The 24,211-nt window shown below is 40.5% G+C and carries 27 protein-coding genes; 20 read left to right on the top strand and 7 right to left on the bottom strand.

Annotation, left to right across the window (positions count from 1 at the left end):
* Window positions 1-13 precede the first annotated feature (13 nt).
* Genes J0A69_RS02530 through purU form a run of 4 tightly spaced genes read left to right on the top strand, consistent with a single transcriptional unit; the run spans window position 14 to window position 3,377 of the window.
* Window positions 14-784, top strand: a complete 771-nt coding sequence (locus J0A69_RS02530; protein WP_206584939.1) for a phosphosulfolactate synthase — start codon at window positions 14-16, stop codon at window positions 782-784.
* Window positions 785-844: 60 nt separating this feature from the next.
* Complete coding sequence (locus tag J0A69_RS02525; RefSeq protein WP_206584938.1) at window positions 845-1,780, top strand: DUF368 domain-containing protein; 936 nt, start codon at window positions 845-847, stop codon at window positions 1,778-1,780.
* Window positions 1,777-2,514, top strand: a complete 738-nt coding sequence (locus J0A69_RS02520) for a shikimate dehydrogenase family protein (protein ID WP_206584937.1) — start codon at window positions 1,777-1,779, stop codon at window positions 2,512-2,514. The genes J0A69_RS02525 and J0A69_RS02520 overlap by 4 nt, the downstream gene beginning before the upstream one ends.
* An 8-nt stretch (window positions 2,515-2,522) precedes the next feature.
* Complete coding sequence (purU, locus tag J0A69_RS02515) at window positions 2,523-3,377, top strand: formyltetrahydrofolate deformylase (protein ID WP_206584936.1); 855 nt, start codon at window positions 2,523-2,525, stop codon at window positions 3,375-3,377.
* On the opposite strand, the gene alr is transcribed toward purU, so the two are convergent.
* Window positions 3,374-4,528 carry an alanine racemase gene (alr, locus tag J0A69_RS02510; RefSeq protein WP_206584935.1) on the bottom strand — a complete coding sequence of 385 codons (1,155 nt, stop codon included), beginning with the start codon at window positions 4,526-4,528 and terminating at the stop codon, window positions 3,374-3,376. The two genes, purU and alr, sit on opposite strands and share 4 nt — an antisense overlap.
* A gap of 99 nt (window positions 4,529-4,627) precedes the next feature.
* Between alr and J0A69_RS02505 the strand changes: the two genes are divergently transcribed.
* Window positions 4,628-5,206, top strand: a complete 579-nt coding sequence (locus tag J0A69_RS02505; protein WP_206584934.1) for a DNA-3-methyladenine glycosylase I — start codon at window positions 4,628-4,630, stop codon at window positions 5,204-5,206.
* Here J0A69_RS02505 and J0A69_RS02500 read toward each other — a convergent pair.
* The 3 genes from J0A69_RS02500 to J0A69_RS02490 all read right to left on the bottom strand — a co-directional run bounded on the left by J0A69_RS02500 (window position 5,203) and on the right by J0A69_RS02490 (window position 9,286).
* The gene (locus J0A69_RS02500) at window positions 5,203-6,729 is read right to left on the bottom strand and encodes a sodium:proton antiporter (protein WP_206584933.1); all 1,527 of its coding nucleotides are present in this window, start codon (window positions 6,727-6,729) and stop codon (window positions 5,203-5,205) included. The two genes, J0A69_RS02505 and J0A69_RS02500, sit on opposite strands and share 4 nt — an antisense overlap.
* Window positions 6,730-6,912: 183 nt before the next feature.
* Window positions 6,913-8,139, bottom strand: a complete 1,227-nt coding sequence (locus J0A69_RS02495) for a Glu/Leu/Phe/Val dehydrogenase dimerization domain-containing protein (protein WP_206584932.1) — start codon at window positions 8,137-8,139, stop codon at window positions 6,913-6,915.
* A 73-nt stretch (window positions 8,140-8,212) separates the two neighbouring features.
* Window positions 8,213-9,286, bottom strand: coding sequence for an anhydro-N-acetylmuramic acid kinase (locus tag J0A69_RS02490; protein WP_206584931.1), 1,074 nt, complete (start codon window positions 9,284-9,286; stop codon window positions 8,213-8,215).
* Between the two features lie 103 nt (window positions 9,287-9,389).
* Here J0A69_RS02490 and J0A69_RS02485 point away from each other — a divergent pair, with 103 nt between their 5' ends.
* The 11 genes from J0A69_RS02485 (at window position 9,390) to J0A69_RS02435 (ending at window position 19,165) form a co-directional block, all read left to right on the top strand.
* Window positions 9,390-10,106, top strand: a complete 717-nt coding sequence (locus J0A69_RS02485) for a type III pantothenate kinase (RefSeq protein ID WP_206584930.1) — start codon at window positions 9,390-9,392, stop codon at window positions 10,104-10,106.
* Window positions 10,096-11,379, top strand: coding sequence for a hypothetical protein (locus J0A69_RS02480; protein WP_206584929.1), 1,284 nt, complete (start codon window positions 10,096-10,098; stop codon window positions 11,377-11,379). The genes J0A69_RS02485 and J0A69_RS02480 overlap by 11 nt, the downstream gene beginning before the upstream one ends.
* Before the next feature lie 13 nt (window positions 11,380-11,392).
* Window positions 11,393-12,694, top strand: a complete 1,302-nt coding sequence (locus J0A69_RS02475) for a tetratricopeptide repeat protein (RefSeq protein ID WP_206584928.1) — start codon at window positions 11,393-11,395, stop codon at window positions 12,692-12,694.
* Window positions 12,695-12,781: 87 nt separating this feature from the next.
* Window positions 12,782-13,339, top strand: a complete 558-nt coding sequence (gene lptC / locus J0A69_RS02470) for an LPS export ABC transporter periplasmic protein LptC (RefSeq protein WP_206584927.1) — start codon at window positions 12,782-12,784, stop codon at window positions 13,337-13,339.
* A gap of 17 nt (window positions 13,340-13,356) precedes the next feature.
* Window positions 13,357-13,566, top strand: a complete 210-nt coding sequence (locus tag J0A69_RS02465; RefSeq protein ID WP_206584926.1) for a hypothetical protein — start codon at window positions 13,357-13,359, stop codon at window positions 13,564-13,566.
* A gap of 1 nt (window position 13,567) precedes the next feature.
* Window positions 13,568-14,863 carry a hemolysin family protein gene (locus J0A69_RS02460; protein ID WP_206584925.1) on the top strand — a complete coding sequence of 432 codons (1,296 nt, stop codon included), beginning with the start codon at window positions 13,568-13,570 and terminating at the stop codon, window positions 14,861-14,863.
* Between the two features lie 85 nt (window positions 14,864-14,948).
* Window positions 14,949-17,057 (top strand): SurA N-terminal domain-containing protein, encoded by a 2,109-nt coding sequence (locus J0A69_RS02455; RefSeq protein WP_206584924.1) that lies wholly within the window; start codon window positions 14,949-14,951, stop codon window positions 17,055-17,057.
* A gap of 85 nt (window positions 17,058-17,142) precedes the next feature.
* Window positions 17,143-17,406 (top strand): DUF493 domain-containing protein, encoded by a 264-nt coding sequence (locus J0A69_RS02450; RefSeq protein WP_206584923.1) that lies wholly within the window; start codon window positions 17,143-17,145, stop codon window positions 17,404-17,406.
* 11 nt (window positions 17,407-17,417) lie between these two features.
* On the top strand, window positions 17,418-17,651 hold the full coding sequence (locus J0A69_RS02445) for a 4a-hydroxytetrahydrobiopterin dehydratase (protein ID WP_206584922.1): 234 nt from the start codon (window positions 17,418-17,420) through the stop codon (window positions 17,649-17,651).
* A complete protein-coding gene (rsmI, locus tag J0A69_RS02440; RefSeq protein ID WP_206584921.1) occupies window positions 17,648-18,343 on the top strand; it encodes a 16S rRNA (cytidine(1402)-2'-O)-methyltransferase in 696 nt (231 codons plus the stop codon). The genes J0A69_RS02445 and rsmI overlap by 4 nt, the downstream gene beginning before the upstream one ends.
* Before the next feature lie 18 nt (window positions 18,344-18,361).
* Window positions 18,362-19,165 (top strand): inositol monophosphatase family protein, encoded by an 804-nt coding sequence (locus tag J0A69_RS02435; protein WP_206584920.1) that lies wholly within the window; start codon window positions 18,362-18,364, stop codon window positions 19,163-19,165.
* On the opposite strand, the gene J0A69_RS02430 is transcribed toward J0A69_RS02435, so the two are convergent.
* Entirely contained in the window at window positions 19,166-20,074 is a 909-nt protein-coding gene (locus tag J0A69_RS02430) for an AEC family transporter (RefSeq protein WP_206584919.1), read from the bottom strand. It abuts the gene before it with no gap.
* Between the two features lie 103 nt (window positions 20,075-20,177).
* On the opposite strand from J0A69_RS02430, the gene J0A69_RS02425 reads away from it, so the two are divergent.
* Window positions 20,178-20,405: a hypothetical protein gene (locus tag J0A69_RS02425; RefSeq protein ID WP_206584918.1), complete on the top strand. Its 228-nt coding sequence runs from the start codon at window positions 20,178-20,180 to the stop codon at window positions 20,403-20,405.
* On the opposite strand, the gene J0A69_RS02420 is transcribed toward J0A69_RS02425, so the two are convergent.
* Complete coding sequence (locus tag J0A69_RS02420) at window positions 20,402-20,776, bottom strand: UDP-glucuronosyltransferase (protein WP_206584917.1); 375 nt, start codon at window positions 20,774-20,776, stop codon at window positions 20,402-20,404. The two genes, J0A69_RS02425 and J0A69_RS02420, sit on opposite strands and share 4 nt — an antisense overlap.
* A gap of 158 nt (window positions 20,777-20,934) precedes the next feature.
* On the opposite strand from J0A69_RS02420, the gene glyA reads away from it, so the two are divergent.
* The 3 genes from glyA to rpiB all read left to right on the top strand — a co-directional run bounded on the left by glyA (window position 20,935) and on the right by rpiB (window position 23,632).
* On the top strand, window positions 20,935-22,203 hold the full coding sequence (glyA, locus tag J0A69_RS02415) for a serine hydroxymethyltransferase (RefSeq protein ID WP_206584916.1): 1,269 nt from the start codon (window positions 20,935-20,937) through the stop codon (window positions 22,201-22,203).
* A 16-nt stretch (window positions 22,204-22,219) separates the two neighbouring features.
* Window positions 22,220-23,086, top strand: a complete 867-nt coding sequence (tatC, locus tag J0A69_RS02410; protein WP_206584915.1) for a twin-arginine translocase subunit TatC — start codon at window positions 22,220-22,222, stop codon at window positions 23,084-23,086.
* A 108-nt stretch (window positions 23,087-23,194) separates the two neighbouring features.
* Window positions 23,195-23,632 carry a ribose 5-phosphate isomerase B gene (gene rpiB, locus J0A69_RS02405; protein ID WP_206584914.1) on the top strand — a complete coding sequence of 146 codons (438 nt, stop codon included), beginning with the start codon at window positions 23,195-23,197 and terminating at the stop codon, window positions 23,630-23,632.
* Between the two features lie 109 nt (window positions 23,633-23,741).
* Here rpiB and J0A69_RS02400 read toward each other — a convergent pair whose 3' ends face one another.
* On the bottom strand, window positions 23,742-24,209 hold the full coding sequence (locus tag J0A69_RS02400) for a hypothetical protein (RefSeq protein ID WP_206584913.1): 468 nt from the start codon (window positions 24,207-24,209) through the stop codon (window positions 23,742-23,744).
* Window positions 24,210-24,211: the final 2 nt, after the last annotated feature.

Raw genomic sequence — 24,211 nt, 5'->3', positions numbered from 1 at the left:
TAAAACCTAGCAAATGAATTATGTGCTGAAGAACATCCCTGTACGTACTGAAAAGCCACGTACCACGGGATTTACTATGGCCATGGACAAAGGACTCAGCCTTCGAGCTACAGAGGATTTTGTCGATAGCTGTTCTGATTTTGTAGACATTGTTAAACTCGGATGGGCCACATCGTATGTGACTAAGAATCTTTCCGAAAAAATTGCGATCTATAGAGAAGCAGGAATCCCAGTTTATTTGGGTGGGACACTCTTTGAAGCTTTTATTGTAAGAGATCAATTTGATGATTATAGAAGAGTTTTGGAGAAATTCGGTTTGGAATACTGCGAAGTTTCTGACGGTTCGATTTCTTTAAATCACGACGTGAAGTGTGAATATATCTCTACTTTGGCAAAAGATGTCACAGTACTTTCTGAAGTAGGATCTAAGGATGCTGCCAAAATTATCCCTCCTTACAAATGGATCGAGCAGATGCAGACTGAGTTGGATGCTGGAGCTTGGAAAGTAATCGGAGAAGCCCGTGAAGGTGGAAACGTAGGTCTTTTTAGAGATTCAGGAGAAGTAAGACAAGGTTTGGTAGAGGAAATTCTAACCCAAATCCCGGAAGAAAGAATCATTTGGGAGGCACCGATCAAAGCTCAGCAAGTTTGGTTCATCAAATTATTGGGAGCCAACGTTAATCTTGGAAATATCAGCCCAACAGAGATTATTCCTTTGGAAACGATCCGATTGGGATTAAGAGGTGATACATTCGACCATTTTATTGGCGAAATCAAATTATAATAGGATCTAAACCTGTAGAGGCTGATCGGTAATGCTTCCGGTCAGCCTTTATTTTTACATATGAATTTAATTAAAAAGTATTTCCTGAATTACCTCAAGGGGATGGCTATGGGAGCTGCGGATATCGTTCCGGGAGTGTCTGGAGGATCAATTGCCCTAATTTCAGGTATTTACGGCAGATTGCTGGACAGCATCAATTCCTTCAATGGGGAAAATTTAAAGTTGCTTTTGAAATTTGAATTCAAGCAATTTTATAAAGCTGTAAATGGAACATTTTTACTTAGCCTTTTCCTAGGCATTCTCACAAGCATTTTTACGCTTTCAAATTTGATCACTTACCTGATGGATGAGCATCCGGTTCCTTTGTGGTCTTTTTTCTGCGGATTGATTTTAGTCAGTGCCTTTGTCATTCTAAAGGGAATCGAACGATGGCATTTGGGAGTAGTCATCGCAATTATCATTGGAACAATTGCTGCCTATTTCGTTACCGAGCTTCCTCCTGTGAGTTCTCCTGAAGCGATTTGGTTTACTTTCTTATCTGGAGCTATTGCGATATGCGCTATGATTCTTCCTGGAATCAGTGGTAGCTTTCTTTTATTGATTCTTGGGAAGTATGAAACCATTCTTAATGCCGTTTCCGAACGTGACATTATCACATTAGGAGTTTTTGCAACGGGGTGCCTGGTAGGAATTCTTTCTTTTAGTAGAGTAATTTCTTGGTTACTTAAAAAGTATTACGCCACTACCATTGGTTTGCTTTCCGGATTTATGTTAGGCTCGATGAATAAGCTTTGGCCTTGGAAAATTGTCACAGCTTATAGAACTTCATCAAGTGGTGAGCAAAAGCCATTTTTGACTGAAAACATCTTTCCAGGTGAATATTTGAATGAAGTTGGTCAGGATCCTCAGCTTCTTTCGGCGATACTTGCTTTTTTGTTTGGAATTATTCTGGTTGTTGGTATTGAGCGTACTGCAGCCTATTTTAATAAGTCATGAGAAAATTTGGACTGATCGGTTACCCTTTAGGGCATTCTTTTTCAAAAAAGTACTTCACTGCCAAATTTGAGAAAGAAGGGATTAAAGGTTGCCAATTTGATTTGTATGAAATTCCCAAGATTGGAGATTTTGAGGCGATAATTCGTGAAAATCCTGAATTAGAGGGAATGGCAGTCACGATTCCTTATAAGCAGGAAGTAATGCCATTTTTGGATCAACTAGATCCTGCTTGTGAAGTGATTGGAGCTGTAAATTGTATCAAGATTCAAAAAGGGAAATTGACAGGGTTCAATACTGATTATATTGGGTTCAAACATTCGTTGGAACTTTGGATTGGAAGCCAGAAACCAAATGCTTTGGTTTTGGGTACTGGTGGCGCATCCAAAGCTGTAAAACAGGCATTAAAAGATTTGGGGATTGAATTTCTTTCAGTTTCCAGAACTTCAGCTTATGACCAGATTACTTACGAGCAATTGGAGAAAGACCCTTCCTACCTTAAGAAATATCCCTTATTAATCAATTGTACTCCGCTAGGCACTTTCCCAAAAACTGAAGGTATGCCGGCAATTCCTTCGGATCAATTGGCAGATAGGCACTTGGTATATGATTTAGTTTATAATCCTGCGGAAACAACCCTGATGAAAGCGGTTTTGAACGCAGGTGGAAAGGCTAAAAACGGACGAGATATGCTGGAACTTCAGGCTGAAGCGGCCTGGAAAATCTGGAATGAATAAATAGAAAAATGAACAAAGCAATTCTACTCATCCAATGCCCTGATCAAAAAGGAATCGTCGCTGAAGTTTCCAAGTTTCTGTATGCCTATCAAGGCAATATTCTGGAAATCGACCAGCATGTAGATGAAGAACTGCAGTTATTTTTTATGAGAGCAGCCTGGGAATTGGATTCTTTCTCCGTGGCTAAAGATGAGATTGCTTCCAAGTTCAAAGCTGAGGTAGGGGAAAAATTCAAAATGGATTTTAAGCTTCATTTCAATTCCCCAAAGCCTAAAATGGCAATTTTTGTGAGCAAATTATCACATTGCCTTTTTGATATTTTGGCCAGACATCATGCCGGTCAATTAGAAGTGGAAATTCCTTTGGTAGTTTCCAATCATCAGGATTTAAAATCTATTGTGGAGGCTTTTAATATCCCTTTTTACCATGTGCCTGTCAGCAAAAATACCAAGGTTGAGTCTGAAGCGAGACAACTGGATTTGATGGAAGAGTACCAAATTGATTTTGTGGTTTTGGCTCGGTACATGCAGATTCTTTCAGCCAATTTCATCCAGAGATTTCCGAATAAAATTATCAACATTCACCATTCATTTTTGCCAGCATTTGTGGGTGCAAAACCTTATCATGCTGCGTACGAACGAGGAGTGAAAATCATCGGAGCGACGGCCCACTATGTTACAGAAGAGCTCGATGCAGGCCCGATCATTGAACAAGAAGTAGCTCGAGTAAGGCATCATAACACCATTTCTGATTTACTTCAAATCGGGCAGGACGTTGAAAAAGTGGTGCTTTCAAAAGCCATCAAATACCACTTGGACAGAAAAGTACTGGCCTTCAAAAACAAGACAGTTATTTTCTATTAAGGAATTATCCGTCTTGGGATATCCTTCGGCAATCGCGTCAACATTTCGTAATTCACTTGCTGGGTAGATTCAGAGAAAGAAGCTACTGTAATTTCTTTGCTTCCTTGCTTTCCGATCAAAACCACCTCATCCCCTACTTCTATATTTTTCAGCTTGGTGATATTTAATGCAATGGCATTCATGGTCACTGTTCCCACAACTTGGCAATATTGCCCTCCTATCAAGACTTGTCCCTGATTACTCAGCAAGCGGCTGTAACCATGCCCGTAGCCAACTGGAACAATCGCTAGTTTCATGTTTTGAAGCGCCATAAAGCTATTTCCATAGCCTACAAACTCACCCATTTTCACGGGTTTGATACTCATCACAGTACTTTTCCAGGTAATGAGTCGCTTCAATGGATTTTTATTGTTTTTGGGAAGGGAGTTCAATTTGGCATAGTAGGTCTCCTTGGTAGGCCAAAAGCCATAGCCAGCAATTCCGATTCGAACCATATCCATGATGGTTTCTGGGAAAATCAAAGTAGCAGCGGAGCACGCAGTATGGTATTTCAGAAAATGAATTCCTTTATGAAGAAAGAAATCCTTGAATTTCAGGTAAACTTCAATTTGGTTTTTAACTCTCACATAATTTGAAATACTTTCTGCTCCAGCGTAATGGGTGCAAAGTCCTTCCAAAACCAAATGATCTGCTTCCTCAGCCAAAGTTTTAGCTAGTTTTTCACGAGAGCTCCATTCAAATCCTGTTCTGTGAAAACCTGTTTCCAATTCGATATGGATTTTCGCAGGTATACCTAGGCTTTTTGAAATCGTGACAGCCAAATCCAATCTTTGGAAATCATATACATAAAAACTGATCCCTGCTTTTATCAGGTCTGCCATTTCCTCTGGATACAGCATGCCCAAAATCATTATTTCTGATTTCTTTTTAGAAAACCGATAGACTTCCCATGCCTCATCCGAGCTGAAAGTGCTGAAATGCCGGATGCCAGCTTTTTCAGCTATTTCCACCATTTGCTGGATTCCATGGCCATAGGCATTCCCTTTGACCACTGCAGAAATCACTGTTTTGGGGCCAATCTCTGATCGGATGTATCGAATGTTTTGTCGGTAAGCTTTGGCGCTAATTTCCAGATAGGACGTAGCGATCATGTTTCTGAAGTTAATTGACACAAAAAGTAAGGCTTGCCATTTCTTTATCCCAATTCTGAAGTACTTTTATTTCTAAACTTTTATAAAATTCAGATTTCCATGGATGATCAGAAATTTCGTTGTAAATGGTGCTTAGGTTTTCCTGAATATATCGCCTACCATGATGAAGAATGGGGTAAACCTGTTTGGGATGATACCATTCATTTTGAATTTCTGATTCTGGAAAGTGCTCAAGCTGGCTTGAGCTGGGCTACTATTCTGAAAAAAAGGGAAGGTTACAGAGATGCTTTTGCCGATTTCGATTACAAACAAGTGGCTGAATTTCCGGAAGGGTATGTTCAGGAGCTTTTACAAAATCCCGGAATTATCCGAAATGAATTGAAAATCCGGGCTGCTATCAATAATGCCAAACGCTTTATGGAAGTGCAACAGGAATTTGGAAGCTTCTCAAAGTATATATGGGGATTTGTGGGAGGAAAACCAATCCAGAATAAATTGAAAATAGGTGATCCCTCTCCTGCCACAAGTCCTGAATCGGATAAATTGGCAAAGGATATGAAGAAGCGTGGGTTTAAGTTTCTAGGAAGCACCACCTTGTATTCTCATATGCAAGCCACCGGACTTTTTAATGACCATTTGGTGGAATGCTTCAGATACAAGGAAGTGCAGCAGTTTTAACCTACAAAGGCAAAGAAAACTAGCCAGACTAAAATCAGAATTGGTAATAATACCGGCAAAGAGAATCGGATGATGTAGCCAAAGAAAGATGGCATTTTGATTCCGCTTTGCTCTGCAATGGATTTTACCATGAAGTTTGGTCCATTACCGATGTAAGTCATCGCACCAAAGAATACAGATGCCACGGCGATTGCCATCAGCTCAAATGCCGAGTCATGGAAACCATCAGCTGCAAATAATCTTACCTGTTCGATGTTATTGATGTCAGCTCCTTTAGAAGCCATGGCTGCTGCCAGGAAGTTTAGATAGGTAGGCGCATTGTCCAAAAATCCGGATAATGTTCCTGTCCCCCAGTACAAAGTATTATGGGAAATCAAAGATGCTCCTTCAGGTGATTTTGCAAAGTTGCCAACAAGTTCCAAGGCAGGCATCATCGTACCGAAGATTCCGATGAAGATAAAGGCTACTTCCCGAATAGGCTCAAAGTTGAATTCATTGCCCTGAATCGCTCTTTTATCAGCAAATCTATAAGATAGAAAGGCCACAGAAAGCATGATGATCTCTCTCAAATAGGAGAACTTTTGTCCGTCATAAACAATCGCCGGAACTCCCTCAATCACATTTGGATCTAGGAAAACCGAACAAATGATGATAAACAACCAACCGAAATTCTTCATTCCGATTAGGGAGAACTTATTAGTATAGGTGATTTCTTCCAACTCGATTTCATCATCAGCTGCCTTGCCGAGCTTTTTGTCAATGAAATAAAATGCAGTTGCCAATAATCCTAAAGCAAAAATCCAAGCTGGCCAGTTATGTTCCAAAGTCCAGAAGAAAGGAATTCCTTTCAAGAACCCAAGGAACAATGGAGGATCACCAATCGGAGTCAATGAACCACCAACATTACTCACCATGAAAATAAAGAAGATGATATGGTAGGCTTGGATATTACCTTTATTCAATCGGATAAATGGTCTGATCAATAGCATTGAAGCACCGGTCGTTCCGATAAGATTGGAAATCAAAGCACCAATCAGCAGCAAAGAAACGTTGGCAAAGGGCGTTGCTTTTTTGTCGATTTCGATCAGAATCCCTCCAGATGCTATGTAAAGTGAGGCCAAAAGCGCTATAAACTGAATGTATTCAGCCATCGCATGTACTGGAGCATGTACGTTTTGCAATACAAACAGGTAATAAAACACTACCAGGATAGCCAAGCCAATGGCAATTTTCGGGTAGTTTTTGTGCCAGAAATGCTCATAGAACAAAGGTCCTGTAGCAATCATGAGCAGCAATACCACAAATGGAATTACAAGCCAGGCAGGAGCGACATGATGCTCTTCGTCAGCATGATCTGCTGCTTCATCAAGTCCTGCTGGAGCATGCTCCGTATCGTGTTGATCTGCTTGTGCTATGAAGGTCTCCTTTGTTTCACGCTCTTCGGCATAACTTAGCTGAGGCTGAAACCCACCAAGAAATAGTATTCCGAAAAGTAGAGAAAAACGTAAGATTATATTCTTCATTAGGCTAAATAGGTTCTGCTGGGCGATCTTTTCGGTTATTTACAAATTTTTTTTCTGGCGATTAACGATCCGAATTGGATTTTGCTAAACTACTGATTTTGGGTGAAAGTCACCAGAAGAGAATTAATGCCAGCAATAATTAATCAAAAATTAACGCTTGCTGGCAATACTAACTACTGTTTTTTATACGAGTTGAGCTAGGGCTATTTTAAAGGAGTTTTGAGCGATTTTCGTTTTTTCAGGATTCTCCGAAAATGTCTTTTTCAAGGCATTCCCAATTGTTTTACTCACGTCGGCAAAAATCGCTTTGTCAGTTACTTCTGCTTTCGTACTCATCAAATAAGCAAAGACCCTAGCCATTCCGCAGTTGGCGATGAAATCAGGCAATACAGCTACTCTTTCATCAGTCCAGACTCCTATCGGTCCGAAGAAGATTTCAGAATCCGCGAAAGGAACATTTGCACCGCAAGAAATCACCTCTAGCCCTGCTTTGACCATCCGCTCTGATTGAGATTGGGTAATCAATCGGGAAGCTGCTGCTGGGATGAAAATCTCACTCGGAAGATCCCAGATCTTTTCATTAATTTCTTCAAAAGGAATTAAATAGGGTGCGACTAATTTATTTCCTTCTCGATTGAGGAATAATTCTCTGACCTCATCCAAAGTAAATCCTTCCTCTCTGATCAATCCTCCTTCTCTATCGATGATTCCAACCACTTTCACTCCTTCAACAGCTAAGAAACAAGCAGCCGCAGCTCCTACATTTCCCCAGCCTTGGATCACGGCTTTTTTGCCCTTGATTTCTCCGCCCCAGATTTTATAATAATGTCTGACTGCCTCAGCGACTCCGTAGCCGGTGATCATATCGGCAACAGTATATTTTTTTGGACCATTCGGTGTGAAATGAGGATCTTCCAACACTTTGGAAACACCCTGTCTCAATTGCCCGATTTTCTTGATTTTATCAGGCTCGGTGGCATGAAAATGCCCATTCACGATTCCTTCTTGTGGGTGCCAAAGTCCGTAAGCCTCCGTGATCGGTATCACCTCGTGGATTTCATCGACGTTCAGATCCCCTCCTGTCCCGTAATAATTCTTAAGCAAGGGCATCACAGCTTTATACCAGCGCTGCAAAACCTCATTCTTTCGAGGGTCGTTCGGGTCAAAATTGATCCCGGATTTGGCTCCACCAATCGGAGGTCCAGAAACAGTGAATTTTATTTCCATGGTTTTGGCAAGAGACTCAACTTCTCTCTTGTCAAGACCTTTTCTCATTCTCGTTCCTCCTCCGGCTGCACCCCCTCTTAGGGAATTGATGACTACCCAGCCTTCCGCCTCTGATTCGCTGTCACTCCACTCGAAAACAATTTCAGCTTGCTTGTTTTCAAACTTTTTTAATAATTCCTGCATGAAATTTTTGGGTTTATATCTCGCCAAAAATATAAAATTTTCACTCCCTAAATAAATTCTGCAAGATGTCTAACTAGCCGAAGATTGTTCCTCCTGAAGAATCTGAAGAGGCATGCGTCACTGAAGCGAGGCAATTCACTTCTCCTCTTAATCTGAGGACGCCTAAAAATCCAAAAATCATTGCCTCCTTAAATTCAATCAATTCATTGGATACCAATTCATTGATCCAATAGGAATCTAAATGTTTATCCAACAGCTCGATAAAATAGCGATGATAAGCTCCACCTCCCGTCAGGATTACATGTGGTTTCTTTGAAGGAGAAAATTCCTGAAGGATTTTAGAAATCTGGATTGCATAATGCTCTACCAATGTTGCTAATTTATCTTTTTCAGAGGCGGAGCTGGCTTCAATTACGGGTGAAAATACCTGCTCCATATCTTCTCTTCCTAAGGATTTTGCTCCTTTGATTTGGTAAAAAGAGAGCGCATTTAAATTTTCCAAAAGAATTGGGTCTACTTTTCCTTCACTCGCCCATCTTCCGTCTTGATCAAAAGGTTTTCCCAACTTCATCGCTAGCGGATTCAAAAGAAGGTTGAAAGGGCAGCAATCAAATGCAATTCTTTTTCCTTGATGCTCAATACTTAGATTGGCAATCCCTCCGAGATTAATGCAGAAGTCTACTGTCGGGAATAAATGCCTGTCTCCAATCGGGACTAAAGGCGCTCCTTGACCTCCTAATTGGACATCCAGCATTCTGAAGTCATTGATTACTTTCAATCCTGAAGCCTGATGAAGTGCCCAGCCATTTCCTATTTGAAGGCTCAGGCCTAATTGGGGTTGATGGAAAACCGTATGGCCATGAGAGCAAACAGCCTGGGGAGTAATTTGGGACTTTTCGCAAAAAATTTTGACCTGTTCACCCATCCATTTACCAAAAGACACATCCAGCAACTGGAGATCCAAAGCACTCATTTCATGAGCCCGCTGAAGCTGGGAACCGAGTTTATCCGGAAAAGGAATTGTGCTGGCACTCAAAATCTCATAATGCCAAGTTTCATCTAATTGGTACTTACAATATGCCAAATCCAATCCGTCTCCTGATGTCCCGGACATCAATCCAATCATGTGGTAAATAGCCTTACTCATGGGTTAAAGTATGTTAAGTATTGAGTTTTCCAAAGATAATTTGCTGCAGCTCTAAAGGCCTCTTTTTTTTAATTCCTAATTTGCAGTCTGTCTTTAAAACTGAATGAACAATCTAATCATTGATATTGGCAATAGCAGAATCAAATCTGCCATATTTGACGGAGAGAATCTAATCTCTGAGTCGGTATTTGGTGATTTGGCAATTGCCATCCAACACTGGAAAGGGTTGTCATTTAATAATTGCCTGGTTAGTTCTGTCAAATGGACTGAGAAAGACTTAAAAATGCAACTCCCCTTTGAGTTTCATTTTCTAAAAAATGACCTAAGCTTTCCTATCAGTAATGGCTATGGTACTCCTGCAACGCTGGGTCTTGATCGATTGGCAGCTGCAGTTGGGGGCTGGAGCAAGGCTGGCAATGGTCCGGTTTTGGTCATTGACATGGGTAGCTGTATGACCTTTGATTTGGTGGATGAAACAAACACCTATCGAGGAGGAGCCATCAGTCCAGGGATGCTGATGCGGGCAAAGGCCATGAATAGTCTGACTGCTCGTTTGCCTTTGGTTGAGCTAGACAAAAAACCGGAGAGTTTTATAGGAACCAATACCATCACCTGCATGCAGATTGGAATTTGGTATGGTATCGAGGCGGAAATTCTCGGTCAAATTGAAAAATACATGCGTGATTTTCCACAAATCAAGGTCTTTGTTTGTGGTGGAGACGCAGTTTCTTTTGAATCATTAGCAAAAGACCACATATTTGTAGTCCAAAATTTAGTCCTGTACGGATTGAATTGTATTCTAAACCACAATGTTGAGTAAAATCAAATTGCATTTGCTGGGTGTTCTTTGCACCCTTTTCTTATTTTCTGAAGCGAAGGCTCAGTCTTCGGCTTCAACCTATAGTGCATTGGGAATCGGTGAATTTAATTATTCAGGATTAACCCAAAATCAAGCCATGGGAGGTCTTGGGATCAGTTATGGCACCGGCTGGAACGCCAATGTCGTGAATCCGGCACTGACTACTTATAATACCATTTTCAATTTCCAGGCAGCTTTGAATTATAAAAATATCAAGGCTAACAACGGTTCCGAAACATCCGATGTAGATGGTGGAGGTTTATCCTATGTGGCTTTATCTCTTCCTTGGAAACCAGGAAAAGTGACTATGGGCCTAGGATTGAATCAGATTACCAGTGTGAACTACAGACTTCAATTGGAAAGTCAAGTAGATAATGCTGATTTGACAGCTTACAATTATATCCAAGGTGACGGGGGTATTTCTGAAGCCTATATGAATTTCGGTGTGAAAGTCACAAAGAATTTTAGTCTTGGTGTGCAAGGATCTTACCTATTTGGGTCAACAATCAGGAATAATCAGTTGTCTCTTTTGAATGATAATGATAACCCGGTAGGCAACACTACAGAATATTATGAAAGATTAACAGTTAGTGATGTTGGCTTCAAAGCTGGTGCTCATTACCTGATAAAACTTTCTGATAAGAATAATTTACACCTCGGCGCCATTTATCAGAATCTTGGGGACGTTAGTGGAAAAGCCTTTGCCAAATTGGCTGCTTTGGGTGAAGCTAGCGATCCGGATTCAGACGGAGATTTGATCGCAAATGATCAAAAAGGCAGTATATACATTCCAAATCGCATGGGTTTTGGGATTACGTACGAAAAAATGAATAAATTTGCGGTCGGTTTTGAGGGGCAGTATCAGGATTTTAAAAAGTTTAAATCCTTCTTTGGAGAGAGCTTATCCTTAAAAGAAGCTATCAAATTTGGCTTGGGTTTTCAAATTGTACCAGATTATCTCGCCATTGATAGTTACTTAAAACGAACCACTTATAGGTTTGGATTGGAATATCAGCAGACTCCTTACTACCTCAACGAGACAAATATCAATGATCTTGGCATTAACTTTGGAGCTTCTTTCCCAGTTAATCAGCTATCATTAGTGAATGCCGCTGTGAAAATTGGGACTAGAGGAACTACAGATAATGGCCTCATCCGCGAAAATTATGTGAACTTCACATTCGGATTTTCACTTAATGATAATAGTTGGTTTTATAAACGAGTATTTGAATAAAGCATAAATAACCATGAAAATTAAATCAACCCTATTAGGTCTGGCAGCCATCTTAATGGCTGGCGTGGTTCAAGCGCAAGATGGATGGAATTGGCCATCTGATCCTGCGCAAGAAGCCAAAGCGAGAGAATTGAACGCTGCTTACACTGACTACATGAAGTCTGAGCAGTATGTAGAGGCAACCAAGCCATTACATTGGCTATTGGTGAATGTTCCTGAGTTGAATGAATCACTTTATATCAACGGAACAAAAATTTACGACGGCGCAGCTGCAGTTGTAAGTGATGAAGCGAAGAAAAAAGTTTATCAGGATTCTGTAATCGCTCTTTATGATAAAAGAGGTGAGCTTTACGATAATGAATCCAAATGGATTGAGAACAAAGCTTACTATGGATACCAGTATTATAAGGATGACAAAGAGAAGCTTAAAATTGCAGTTGCAGACTTTGAGAAAGCATTGGATATAAATGGTGCTATTAATTACCAATTGGTTCCTGCTTACTTCAACTTAGTCTATAGAAACTATGCATACCATAAAGCTTATACAGGCGAGGAAATCCTTAATATGTATGATGAGCTAAATGCAATCTTGGATGCTGAAGCAGCTAATGGAAAAGATGTAACTAGCCAAAAAGGAAATATGGAGCAATTGTTAGTGGCAATGGAATTGATCGATTGTGATTTCATCGAAAATACCATGGGTCCTAAGCTTGCTGCTGATCCAACGAATGAGAAGCTAGCTGATCAGATCTTCAATTACTCTGTACAGTATAAGTGTTTCTCTTCTGATGCTTTCTTGAAAGCTTTGGAGATTAAGGATACGAACAATCCTACTTTCGCAACTTCTCAGGTGAGAGCTATGAGATACTTGCAAGAGAAAGATTATGACAAGGCTCAGCCAGTTCTTGAGAAGGCAATGACTCTTGCTGAAAACGATGCTCAGAAAGCTGAAGTTAAATTTGAGCTTGCTAAGATCTTCGGAGCAAAAGGTCAGAAGTCTGCAGCAAGAACAGCTGCTAGAGAAGCTGCTGAACTTGATCCTGCAAAATCTCAAGATGCTTGGAAATTGATCGGTGACATGTACATGAGTTCATTCAACGATTGTAAAGGTGGAGAAAGCCGTGCAAAAGATTACTCAGTATACATTGCAGCTTACAATGCATATCAAAGAGCAGGTGATTCCTCTGGTATGGCTCAGGCAAGACAGAGATTCCCATCCAAGGAAGAATTGTTTACTGAAGGCTTACAAGTAGGATCTACTATCAACACAGGATGTTGGATTGGTGAAACTGTTACTTTGGCAACAAGAGATTAATAAGAATTAACCAAAAAATTAGGGCAGTCTAAGGGCTGCCCTTTTTTGTTGGTTACTAGTCATTTAATTTTCAGTTATCTTTGAATCATGAAAAAGCTAACTTTATTTTTCCTTTCTCTTGGCTTGGTCAGTCTACTTGTTTCCTGCCGTGAAGATGTAGACACATCCGCTCTTCAGGTTTACGATGGCCCGATGAAAACCACATTGAATGTTGACTTGGTTCAAAGCGATTCAGCCATCATCCGCTCACAGATCAAAGCCCCTTTACAATTAGAATATGCTAATGGGAACCTGGAGTTTCCAGAAGGGATTGACATCAATTTTTTTGACAAGGAAGGAAATATAACTACCACCATGCGAGCCGATAAGGGATACTTTCTAAGAGATGAAAATATCTATAAAGGAGTGGGAGATGTGCAGGTAGAAAATAATGTGGAAGACCAATCCATGAAATCGGAGGAAATTTTCTACAACATGAGCCAAAAGAAAATATACACTGAAAAATATGTGACTATCCGAGATGGGCTTACCTTGTTTAATGGAACTGGCATGGAAGCAGATGAGACATTTACCAATTATAAATTGAAAAATGTCATAGACAGCAGAACCATCTTACCCGGAGAAGAAGGCAATAGAATTCGATAAATTTATCGCACAAAAAATTGAAATTAGCAGACGTACTTATATTATCCCTTTCTTTGGCATTTATTATCATAGGGATTCATTTGAGCTTAACTATAGGAGTGGAGGCATCTTATCCTGTTTTTATGTTTGCTGTAGCCTTATTATTTTGGTTTCAGTATCGAAGAATTCAAAACCCAAAAGAGCCAGAAAAGCCAACCTCAAAACCTAAAAAGCGGAAGAAGCATTAACATGGAGATTCCTTATTTGATTTACGTCATTGCCACGCTGCTTTTTTCAGCATTTTTCTCCGGGATGGAAATAGCATTTATTTCTTCCAACAAACTTCAGATCGAACTCCAAAGCAAACAGGGGTCTTTGGTAGGCCGGGTACTCAGTACTTTTGTAAACAAACCAGGTCAGTTCATAGGGACTACTTTGATGGGAAATACCATCTCTTTGGTTCTTTATGGTATTTTTATGGCCTATCTCTTAGAGGATCCTTTAAAATTAGGCCTACTAAAATTAGGCCTTCCTGATAGCTTTAATAATGAAGCGGTAATTCTGGTCCTCCAGACTGTAATTTCTACCATCATTGTCCTGATTACTGCCGAATTCCTTCCCAAAAGTCTTTTTATGCTGAATCCCAACAGCATGTTGACCTTTTTTGCCTTGCCCTTTTTGGCAATATATTATGCGATGTACCCTATTGTTTGGGCTGTGGTTGGTTTGTCAAGATTCTTTATCACCAAAATCTTACGATTGGAATACAGTGAAGACAAACCGGTATTTACTATTACAGATCTAAATAGTTTCATCCAAAACCATCTGAATCATGAGCGAGAGGAAGGTAAAGTTGAAATTGATACGAAGATCTTTGACAATGCTGTGGAATTTAAAACAGTGCGCGTCAGAGAATGTATGGTTCCGAGAACAGACATTGTCTCTGTAGAGATCGAGGATACCATTGATGATCTTAAAGAGGTTTTTGCTGAAAGCGGTCATTCCAAAGTCATTGTTTATAGAGAAACTATCGATGATGTGATTGGCTATTGTCATCAGTTGGAATTGTTTAAAAAACCGAAAACAATTGAAGAAATTTTAACTCCGATCATCATTGCACCTGAGTCTGCTTTGGCAAATGAATTATTGATCCAATTTATTCAGGAGCGAAAAAGTCTGGCCTTGGTTGTGGATGAATTCGGTGGAACAAGTGGAATCGTATCCATGGAGGATATCATCGAAGAGATTTTTGGAGAGATCGAAGATGAGTATGACAACGACGATTTGATCGAGCAAAAGACCGGAGATTATGAATATTTGTTAAGTGCCCGCCACGAAATAGATTATTTAAATGATAAATATGGTTGGGAATTACCTTACGGAGATTTCGAAACGCTTTCTGGATTAATTCTGTCTTTGACCGAAAATCTGCCTAAGAAGGGCGAGTCGGTGGTTTTTGGACCTTATACTTTCACAATTGTTTCGAAGCAAGACCATAGAATTGACACAGTTAAGTTGAAAATCAACACTTCCGGAATTTTTTAGATAAAGGTTTGATTCAGAATATATTTTGAATTTCGCCCCTAATGCTATTATTTTGCGACACTTCTAAAAAAGCGTAGAAATTCTAATGGCGTTAATTAAACAAATAAGACAGAGAACGGGTCTCGCAATCGGTGTCATTGCCGGCGGGTTGATTTTATTCCTTTTGGGTGGAGATTTGCTAAGTCCAAATTCCTCCTTACTCAATTCAAATCAAAACATTGTAGGTGAAATCGCAGGTGAGGACGTTACCTACGAAGAATACATTGCCCGAGTGGAAGAGTTTAAACTTGCATTTCAGCAGAGAACAGGAAGAGTTCCTTCGGAACCAGAAATGTTTTCTGTAAGAGAGCAAGCTTGGCAGGCCATGATTGTAGAGCGAGTATTCAGAGAAGAATACGAAAAACTTGGATTGACTATCTCCGATGCTGAATTGGTAGATATGGTTCAGGGAAAAAATATTGTTGCCGAGCTTCGTCAGCAATTAGTAAATCCTCAAACAGGTGAGTTTGACAAGTCTCAATTGGTTTCTTTCCTTCAATCTTTGGAAAATGCAGATCCATCTCAGCAAGCTTTCTGGGCTCAGCAAGAGCAATTATTTGCAGACTCTAGATTGAGAATCAAATACGACAACTTATTGGCTACTTCTGAATACACTACTTCAGTAGAAGCTAAATATGAATACAAGGCAGCAAATACAATCGCTGATGTATCTCACCTTTTCATTCCTTACTATGTGATTGCAGATTCTGCAGTGGAAGTAAGCGAAAGTGAATTGAAGAGTTATTTGAGCGAGAATCAGGAAAAATTCAGAACTGGTACCAGTGCAAATCTTGAGTACGTAAGTTTCAGTATTCTTCCTAGCAGCCAGGATTCAGCAGAAGTAATTGCTGAAATTCAATCTTTGACTGATGAGTTAAGAACTGCTGAAAACGATTCTCTATTCGTTACTAGAAATTCTGAATCTCAGTTTCCTTTCTTTTCATATGCTCCAGGAGCTGACCTTCCGGTTGGTTTGACATCTAATGTTTCTGAAATCGAAGCTGGTCAGACTTACGGTCCTTTTGTAACTGCAAATTCATCTTACGTTACTTATAAGATTTCTGAACAATACGATGGTGCTCCAAGAATGAGAGCTTCTCACATTCTTTTCAGTACAGAAGGAATGGATGATGCAGGCAAAGAAAGTGTGAAAGCACAAGCTGAGCAGGTATTGGCAGATCTTAAGAACGGTGGAAATTTTGCAGTAGCTGCAAGACAATATGGACAGGATGGTACTTCTCAGACTGGTGGCGACTTAGGTTATTTCGCCAAGGCTGATTTCGTTGAGCCATTTGCCAATGCAGTTTTTGCTGCAAAATCAACTGGTCTTTTGAATGACTTGGTAGAAACTGATTACGGATACCACATTATTGAGGTTACTGGCATGCCTTTGACTCAATATACCAAACTAGCTGTTTTGGAACTTGAGTTGATCGCAAGTGATGCTACTAGAAACGAAGCCTTCAGAAATGCAGATGCTTTTGCTGCTGAAAGTGGAAACAGAAACGAATTTAAAGAGAATGCTGCTGCGCAAGGATACAGAGTTCTTGAGGCAAGCAATATAGATGCAACGAGCAGAAACCTTAACAATCTACAAAATGCTAGAGAAGTCATCAGATGGGCATTTACTGAGGCATCAGAAGATGAGGTTTCTACTGTATTTGAATTGGATAACTCTTATGTAGTTGCTTCTTTGATCAGCAAGAAAGAAGAAGGCGATGCTACTTTGGAAGATGTTAGACCACAAGTAGAGATGCAAGTTAGAAATGAGAAGAAAGCTGAAATGATTGCAGAGCAATTGAAAGGTAAATCAACTCTTGAAGAAATGCAGGCAGTTTATCCTGAAGCTTCTCTAAGTTCTACACCAGATTTGAAATTGAGTGCTTCTGTAATCCCTGGAGTTGGATTTGCTCCTAAGGCTATCGGAACCATCTTTGGTTTGAAAAATTCCGGAGAAATCACTGCTCCTGTCAGAGAAGATGTAGGAGTGATCGTTGCAAAATTGAATAGCTTAACACCAGCTGCCGAGATCGGAGATTACTCTGGTTTCCAAGGTCAGTTGACACAGGGAGCTTCACAGCGTACAGCCTATTCGGTCATGATGGCCCTGCAGGATCTGGCAGATGTGAAAGACTACCGATATAAATTCTTTTAATTAAGACCACCCATCGGAACCCATGCCAAACGGCATGGGTTCTTTGTTTGAAACCAATTTGAAATTAATTAAGGGGTTTTGACTTATGGAAAAATTCAGCAAAGAAAACTTTAAGGAAAAATTAGAGGCATCGGGACAGTTTCCCATGCTTTATATGTTTAAGTTTATAGTTCCGAATGGAAGAGAAGGTGAAATCGCAGCTTTTTTTCCAAAGAATGAAATCAAACTAAAACCAAGTTCAGGAGGTAAATACGTGAGCACGACGATTCAGGCCATGATGGAAACTTCTGATCAAATCATTGACATCTACGAAAAAGTATCTAAAATCGAAGGTGTTATCGCACTTTAACCGAAAAGATCATGTGGAAAGAAGAAGATAATAAGCTAAAAAGAACATTTAAATTCAGCGACTTTCAGGAGGCATTTGCTTTCATGACAAGAGTAGCTTTCTTAGCTGAAGCTCATCAACACCACCCTAATTGGAGTAATGTGTACAATGAGGTGGTTATAGAACTCACCACGCATGATTCTGGCAACAAAGTCACTGAAAAAGATCATAAACTCGCTAAAGCAATTGACGAGATAAGCAAATGAGTGAGGAAAACCGCCCAAATCTTTACCTGGTACCCACTCCTATTGGCAATTTGAAAGATATCACGCTTCGGGCCATTGAGGTACTGAAACAAGCAGATGTTATTCTGGCGGAGGACACCCGTACCAGTGGCATTTTATTAAAGCATTTGGAGATTTCCAGACCGCTGCAGAGTTATCATATTTTTAATGAGCACAAAGCAGTTGAGAAATTGGTTCAGCGAATGAAAAGCGGTGAACATTTTGCCCTGATCAGTGATGCAGGAACTCCCGCTATTTCTGATCCTGGGTTCCTATTGGTGAGAGAAGTGCTTGCCGCAGGATTGGATGTGCAATGCTTACCGGGGCCAACAGCTTTCGTTCCAGCGCTGGTGAATAGTGGGCTCCCCAATGACAGATTCGTTTTTGAAGGATTTTTGCCTCATAAAAAAGGCAGAAAAACCAGAATCGAAGGCTTGATGGAAGAAACCAGAACGATGATCTTCTACGAGTCAACCCATAGAATATTGAAAACTTTGGAACAGTTGGCCGAGGCCTTTGGGCCGGATCGGCAAGCTTGTGTCTCCAGAGAACTCACCAAGATCCACGAGGAGAATGCCAGAGGCACTTTGGCAGAGTTGATCGACTATTATCAGACTCATTCTGTAAAAGGGGAAATCGTGCTCGTGGTGGCAGGGAAAAACCCTAAAGCTTAAACCTCTCAATTAACCTAGATGATTACCGAAGAAAAATTAGGCCTTCTCCTTGAGGAAACTCAGGAAATTGCGAAGCAAGTTGGTGCCTTTATCAGAAAAGAAAGGCAGCATTTCGATGTAGAAAAAGTAGAGCACAAGGGATTCAATGATTTGGTTTCCTATGTGGACAAAGAAGCGGAAAAGAAGATTGTGGCAGCCTTGTCCAAAATTCTTCCTGGAGCTGGATTTATCACAGAAGAAGGAACGAATACAACGAGAGCTGATCGATATAACTGGGTGATTGATCCATTAGATGGTACTACTAATTTCATACACGGAGTTCCTGTATTTGCTGTAAGCATTGCTTTGATTGATGGTGAAGAGGTGATTCTCGGAGTCGTTTATGAAGTTAACCGACACGAGTGTTTCTATGCCATGAAAGGTGGCGGAGCCTTCTGTAACGATACCAAAATCAAAGTAAGTCCAGCGCCAGATTTGTCTGCATCTCTGATCGCGACCGGATTTCCTTATTACAATTTTGAACTGATAGATAAATATCTGGCTGCTTTAAAATCCATGATGCAAAAGACCCATGGTTTGAGAAGATTTGGCAGTGCAGCTACAGACCTTTGCTACGTTGCTTCTGGAAGGATAGAAGGTTTCTTTGAATACAATCTTAATTCCTATGATGTGGCTGCCGGAGCCCTGATTGTGCAGGAAGCTGGAGGAGCGGTCACAGATTTTTCAGGAGGAAATAACTTCGTTTTTGGAAGGGAAATCATTGCCAGCAACGGACGTATTCAAGAGGAGTTCAGCAAAGAAATCCAAGCTATCTGGAAGTAATCATTTCAGTAAATAATACCAGGCGAGGACACTAAATGCAGCAATGGGAATTCCCAATCCTGCCAAGAGTGTTGCGAGCTTTGGACGCAAATTAAAGTTAATGGCGACAATTGATCCTGTGATCATTGGCGCCATTGCACTTTCTAGCACAGTTACTTTGAAGGTAAGATCTTCTGTCGAGAGAAAATTCCGATACAGAAGCCAAACTAAAAATGGAGCTAGAATCAAGCGATAGCCCATTCCATACCAAAAATACTTCGATTTCAGGGATTCAAAATCCAGTGAGAATTTCAGCCCAATGGCGAAAAGTGCCAAAGGAGCCATGGTTCTACCGATGAGTTTTAAAAGGGGCATCAAAAACTCAGGAGTGGGAATCTCCAGGATACTCATGACCAAAGTGCCCATCAAGAAGCCAAAGGGCGGGAAAGTAATTATTTTTAAAGGGATGCTGCTCAGTTTTCCTCGCTCATGACTGTAAAGTGATCCAACTATGATCGAGAGGGAGGAAACCAAAAGAAATGATCCTCCTTGATCTATCAATAGCGCAATAGGCATTCCTTCTTTGCCATACAGTCCTTCGACGATAGGAAAACCCAAAAAGGAAGTATTGGCCAGTCCAGCAACGATAATCAGGCAACCGGTAAGACTTCTGTCCCAGTTGAGTAATTTTCCTAAGCTGGCGAAAATAATCCAAGACAAGATGAACGTAAACCAAGCTGCCGAAATAGGGATGAGCAAGGCCCATTCTGCTTTGATCTGAGGAATATATAAAAGTGCCAAAGCAGGTAAAACGATATTCAGCAGGTAAAAATTAGTCCACTTAATGGCCAATGCTGTTTGAAATCCCTCTCGTTTTTGTAGAAATAATCCCAAAAATAGCCCCAAAACTGCAATTACAACTGGCATCATGAAGCTTTAGGATAAAAAAGAATAGATATTAACATAGATTTAATTTTGAATTCTTGTAGTGCATTGAAAATCAGCATACTTTTGGGCAAATCAATTTAGTGAGATGACGAAACTTGTACCAATTTTTATCGAAGGCAGAAAATGGATCCAATTGTCTCAATTGAGTTCGAAGCAAGCTGCCCAGCTGAAGTCTTGGTTGCCAGGCAATGGGTTGAAGAAAATTCTTTTTCAAGGAATCGAATTAAATGAATGCGTAGAGTTTGCTACCTACGAATATTGGTTTAGATCTCATCAAGTGACTCATTTGAATCAGGCAGCTCTGGATTTTTAATCCAAACCCGCGTTTTCCCTTTTTTCATCAAAATATTTTTCCAACTCCGGGTAAAATGGACTCTCTGCTTGAGGGATTCCGTAAAGTGTCAATTCAATATTTCCCTCATTCAGATCCTGATTCACTTGAATTCCCTCTAAGAGGTATACCATATCCTCAAAATTCAAAGGCTCGAAACTTGAAGAGGGGTAGAGCATAAACTCATTTCCATAGAAATCTACCGCCTCAAATTGAATTTTTCCTTCCAACCAATGGGCATAAATGCTGATTTGTTCTCCCCATTGACTTTCCGGATACTGGAGTTTCACCAATAAAACCGAGGTAACTTCCCCTTCGAAGTAAGAATCAGGTGTGAATTTGAAATCAAACATGCCACTAAAATAGTGAATCCCGCAAAGGAATTCTTCAATCTTTGATCAAAGCAGTTTTTGGATTGGAATATCGGGAGTTTCAGGCTATTTTTGGGCTCGTTTTTGAGCTGTAAGGACAGTTCAATTTCCATCGCAAATCCGCTTTCAAACCCCTGATTATGAAAAGAGATACGGTTATATTTGACCTAATTGCCCAAGAAGAGGACAGACAAAAGAGAGGAATCGAATTGATTGCCTCCGAAAACTTCACCAGTAAGCAAGTAATGGAAGCTGCTGGCAGTGTTTTAACAAACAAATACGCTGAAGGATTACCTAGCAAAAGGTATTACGGAGGTTGTGAAGTTGTAGATCAGATTGAGCAATTGGCAATCGATCGTGCCAAGCAGCTTTTTGGGGCTACTTGGGCCAATGTTCAGCCACACTCTGGTGCACAGGCAAATGCCGCAGTGATGTTAGCGTGTTTAAAGGCTGGCGACCCGATTTTGGGTTTTGACCTTTCTCACGGTGGACACTTGACGCATGGTTCTCCTGTAAACTTTTCAGGAAAATTGTACGAGCCACATTTTTATGGGGTTGAGGAAGAAACTGGAGTAATTGATTACGACAAAGTTGAAGCGAAAGCGCAGGAAGTATCTCCAAAAATGATCATCTGTGGAGCTTCGGCTTATTCCAGAGATTGGGATTACGAGCGATTGAGAGTGATTGCTGACGAAGTTGGAGCAATTCTATTGGCGGATATTTCTCACCCATCCGGATTGATAGCAAGAGGTTTGTTGAATGATCCTTTGGAGCATTGCCATATCGTCACTACTACCACTCATAAAACATTGAGAGGTCCTAGAGGAGGATTGATCATGATGCGTGAGGACTTTGACAATCCTTGGGGATTGACTACTCCAAAAGGAGAAATCAGAAAAATGTCTTCTCTGTTGGATATGGGTGTATTCCCAGGTACACAAGGCGGACCTTTGGAGCATATCATTGCTGCCAAAGCAATCGCTTTTGAAGAAGCCCTTTCTGACGAATACATGCATTATGTGGTGCAAGTGAAAAAGAATGCATCCGTAATGGCTGATGAGTTCGTAAGTTTAGGATATCAGATCATCTCTGGAGGTACAGATAATCACATGATGTTGATCGACCTGAGAAATAAGAATTTAACAGGAAAGATCGCAGAGGAAACTTTGGGCAAAGTGGATATCACCATCAATAAAAACATGGTTCCATTTGATACCAAATCTCCATTTGTAACTTCCGGAATGCGTGTAGGAACTGCGGCAGTCACTACTCGTGGTCTGAAAGAAGATGACATGAAGAAAATCGTAGCTTTGATCGACAGAGCTTTGACAAATCATGAAAATGAGGCCGAATTGGCTAACATCCGTGGTGAAGTAAATGCCTGGATGAATCAGTTTCCATTATACTAGAATTTAAATACCACCCGTGGCATTAGATCAATATAAAGAGGAGGAAGAAGAGGAAGGAATGTCCTTTCTGGACCATCTTGAAGCCCTTCGTTGGCACCTTCTTCGTTCCATTTCAGCAATTTTAATTTTATCGATTGCAGCTTTCCTGGCGAAAAGCATCGTCTTTGGTGTCGTCATTCTTGGACCTTCCAAGGTTGACTTCGTCACTTACAGATGGCTTTGCAGTTTGGGAGATTATTTGGGAATTTCTGCCCTCTGCATCGATGAACTTCCATTTACCATTCAGAGTAGGCAGATGACTGGCCAGTTTACCATGCACATGACATCCAGTTTTGTGGTTGGTTTTATTGCGGCTTTTCCTTTTGTTTTCTGGGAGATTTGGAGATTTATTAGCCCGGGATTGTACGATCAAGAGCGAGCTGCTGCCAGAGGAGCAGTTTTCTTTGTCAGCTTGCTATTCTTTATGGGAGCAGCCTTTGGATATTTTATTCTTTCTCCACTTTCGATCAATTTCCTTTCAAACTACCAGTTGGATCCCTCCATTCTGAATGAGTTTGATATTACTTCCTATATATCCACGCTGACCATGCTGGTTCTTGCTTCGGCAATTATGTTCCAGCTTCCAGTGGTGGTGTATTTCTTGGCCATGTCTGGCTTGGTGAGTGCGGCTATGCTAAGATCTTATCGAAGACATGCCATTGTTGTGATCCTAGTAATTTCAGCGGTTATCACTCCTCCGGATGTGATCAGCCAGGTATTGATTGCAATGCCGATTTTGGTGCTTTATGAAGCAGGAATTCAAATTGCAAAAAGACTGGAGAAGAAAAGAGAACTCAAGAGAGCAAAGGAAGAGGCTGAGGATGCCATGGGAGATCGGGATTGAGGAAGAATATAAGATTTAAGATTTTAGAATAATGAATCCTTCGACTCCGCTCAGGATGACAATTATGTCAGGCTGAGAGCAGTCGAAGCCTAAATAAATTTACTAGTTATGGCAAAGAAAGTAGCAATCGGAGGAGACCATGCAGGCTTTGAATACAAAGCGAAGCTTGTCAGCAAGTTGGAATCCCAAGGATATGAGGTAAAGGATTTTGGTCCTTTCTCCACAGATTCTGTGGATTATCCAGACTATGTTCACCCTTTGTGTTCAGCAATTGAAGCTGGAGAGTTTGAACTGGGGATTGTCATCTGTGGCAGTGGAAACGGTGTGGCTATCACAGCTAACAAGCATCAGGGAATCCGTGCAGCGCTTTGCTGGGACAATGAGCTAGCAGCTTTGGCAAGACAGCATAACAATGCGAATGTGATTGCTCTTCCTGCCCGCTTTATTGCCTATGAATTGGCAGAACAGTTAGTGGAAACATTCCTGACTACGGACTTTGAAGGTGGAAGACACCTGAACAGAGTGAATAAAATAGCTTGCAGCTAATTCAGGAGATTCAATCAATCAAAAGCCCATCTTGTAAAAAAACAGGATGGGCTTTTTTTGTAACGGTTAGTATAAAAAGCGTAGCCAGCTGATAGGCGGCTATGATTTGTTATACAGTGTTATCAGCTTTTTTATTATCAGTCACCTCCATTAATTTTCTGTTCTTTGTGCGGATTCTTGATGTCAAAATCGCAATTGAAGATACTAACATGGGTGTGAATAGAATTATTAAATTTCTTATCGCCAGAAATGAATCATCAATTCCTGACATATTTGAAAATATTATTGGTAGTACAATAACGAGTAATATGCCAAAAATCAATGATAGGATTGCATTTAGTTTTGATATTCTGTTTACCCCGAAATCTTTCAGTCCATATCTTCTCGCAAACCAACCTGTTAATCCCATACTAAAAAAGAAAAGCATAGAAAAAATCATGTAGATGTTTCTTTCCTCTAAAAAGTAAATCACGATTCCAGCAAGTGCTGTTAACGAGCCAATAACAAATGTGAACCAAGAACACACACGTACAAATCCTTGAAGCCATTTATTGGTATGAGTATTATTTGGTTTCATCC

It is taken from the genome of Algoriphagus pacificus (assembly GCF_017254845.1).
Classification (GTDB): Bacteria; Bacteroidota; Bacteroidia; order Cytophagales; family Cyclobacteriaceae; genus Algoriphagus; species Algoriphagus pacificus.
Note: the sequence above shows the minus strand (reverse complement) of the source record. Positions and strands in the feature narration are given on the sequence as shown.

Bases quoted from the DNA above. Each gene is read 5' to 3' on its own strand.
- J0A69_RS02530 (WP_206584939.1), top strand. From the start codon at position 14: ATGAATTATGTGCTGAAGAACATCCCTGTACGTACTGAAAAGCCACGT.
- J0A69_RS02525 (WP_206584938.1), top strand. From the start codon at position 845: ATGAATTTAATTAAAAAGTATTTCCTGAATTACCTCAAGGGGATGGCT.
- J0A69_RS02520 (WP_206584937.1), top strand. From the start codon at position 1,777: ATGAGAAAATTTGGACTGATCGGTTACCCTTTAGGGCATTCTTTTTCA.
- purU (WP_206584936.1), top strand. From the start codon at position 2,523: ATGAACAAAGCAATTCTACTCATCCAATGCCCTGATCAAAAAGGAATC.
- alr (WP_206584935.1), bottom strand. From the start codon at position 4,528: ATGATCGCTACGTCCTATCTGGAAATTAGCGCCAAAGCTTACCGACAA.
- J0A69_RS02505 (WP_206584934.1), top strand. From the start codon at position 4,628: ATGGATGATCAGAAATTTCGTTGTAAATGGTGCTTAGGTTTTCCTGAA.
- J0A69_RS02500 (WP_206584933.1), bottom strand. From the start codon at position 6,729: ATGAAGAATATAATCTTACGTTTTTCTCTACTTTTCGGAATACTATTT.
- J0A69_RS02495 (WP_206584932.1), bottom strand. From the start codon at position 8,139: ATGCAGGAATTATTAAAAAAGTTTGAAAACAAGCAAGCTGAAATTGTT.
- J0A69_RS02490 (WP_206584931.1), bottom strand. From the start codon at position 9,286: ATGAGTAAGGCTATTTACCACATGATTGGATTGATGTCCGGGACATCA.
- J0A69_RS02485 (WP_206584930.1), top strand. From the start codon at position 9,390: ATGAACAATCTAATCATTGATATTGGCAATAGCAGAATCAAATCTGCC.
- J0A69_RS02480 (WP_206584929.1), top strand. From the start codon at position 10,096: ATGTTGAGTAAAATCAAATTGCATTTGCTGGGTGTTCTTTGCACCCTT.
- J0A69_RS02475 (WP_206584928.1), top strand. From the start codon at position 11,393: ATGAAAATTAAATCAACCCTATTAGGTCTGGCAGCCATCTTAATGGCT.
- lptC (WP_206584927.1), top strand. From the start codon at position 12,782: ATGAAAAAGCTAACTTTATTTTTCCTTTCTCTTGGCTTGGTCAGTCTA.
- J0A69_RS02460 (WP_206584925.1), top strand. From the start codon at position 13,568: ATGGAGATTCCTTATTTGATTTACGTCATTGCCACGCTGCTTTTTTCA.
- J0A69_RS02455 (WP_206584924.1), top strand. From the start codon at position 14,949: ATGGCGTTAATTAAACAAATAAGACAGAGAACGGGTCTCGCAATCGGT.
- J0A69_RS02450 (WP_206584923.1), top strand. From the start codon at position 17,143: ATGGAAAAATTCAGCAAAGAAAACTTTAAGGAAAAATTAGAGGCATCG.
- J0A69_RS02445 (WP_206584922.1), top strand. From the start codon at position 17,418: ATGTGGAAAGAAGAAGATAATAAGCTAAAAAGAACATTTAAATTCAGC.
- rsmI (WP_206584921.1), top strand. From the start codon at position 17,648: ATGAGTGAGGAAAACCGCCCAAATCTTTACCTGGTACCCACTCCTATT.
- J0A69_RS02435 (WP_206584920.1), top strand. From the start codon at position 18,362: ATGATTACCGAAGAAAAATTAGGCCTTCTCCTTGAGGAAACTCAGGAA.
- J0A69_RS02430 (WP_206584919.1), bottom strand. From the start codon at position 20,074: ATGATGCCAGTTGTAATTGCAGTTTTGGGGCTATTTTTGGGATTATTT.
- J0A69_RS02425 (WP_206584918.1), top strand. From the start codon at position 20,178: ATGACGAAACTTGTACCAATTTTTATCGAAGGCAGAAAATGGATCCAA.
- J0A69_RS02420 (WP_206584917.1), bottom strand. From the start codon at position 20,776: ATGTTTGATTTCAAATTCACACCTGATTCTTACTTCGAAGGGGAAGTT.
- glyA (WP_206584916.1), top strand. From the start codon at position 20,935: ATGAAAAGAGATACGGTTATATTTGACCTAATTGCCCAAGAAGAGGAC.
- rpiB (WP_206584914.1), top strand. From the start codon at position 23,195: ATGGCAAAGAAAGTAGCAATCGGAGGAGACCATGCAGGCTTTGAATAC.
- J0A69_RS02400 (WP_206584913.1), bottom strand. From the start codon at position 24,209: ATGAAACCAAATAATACTCATACCAATAAATGGCTTCAAGGATTTGTA.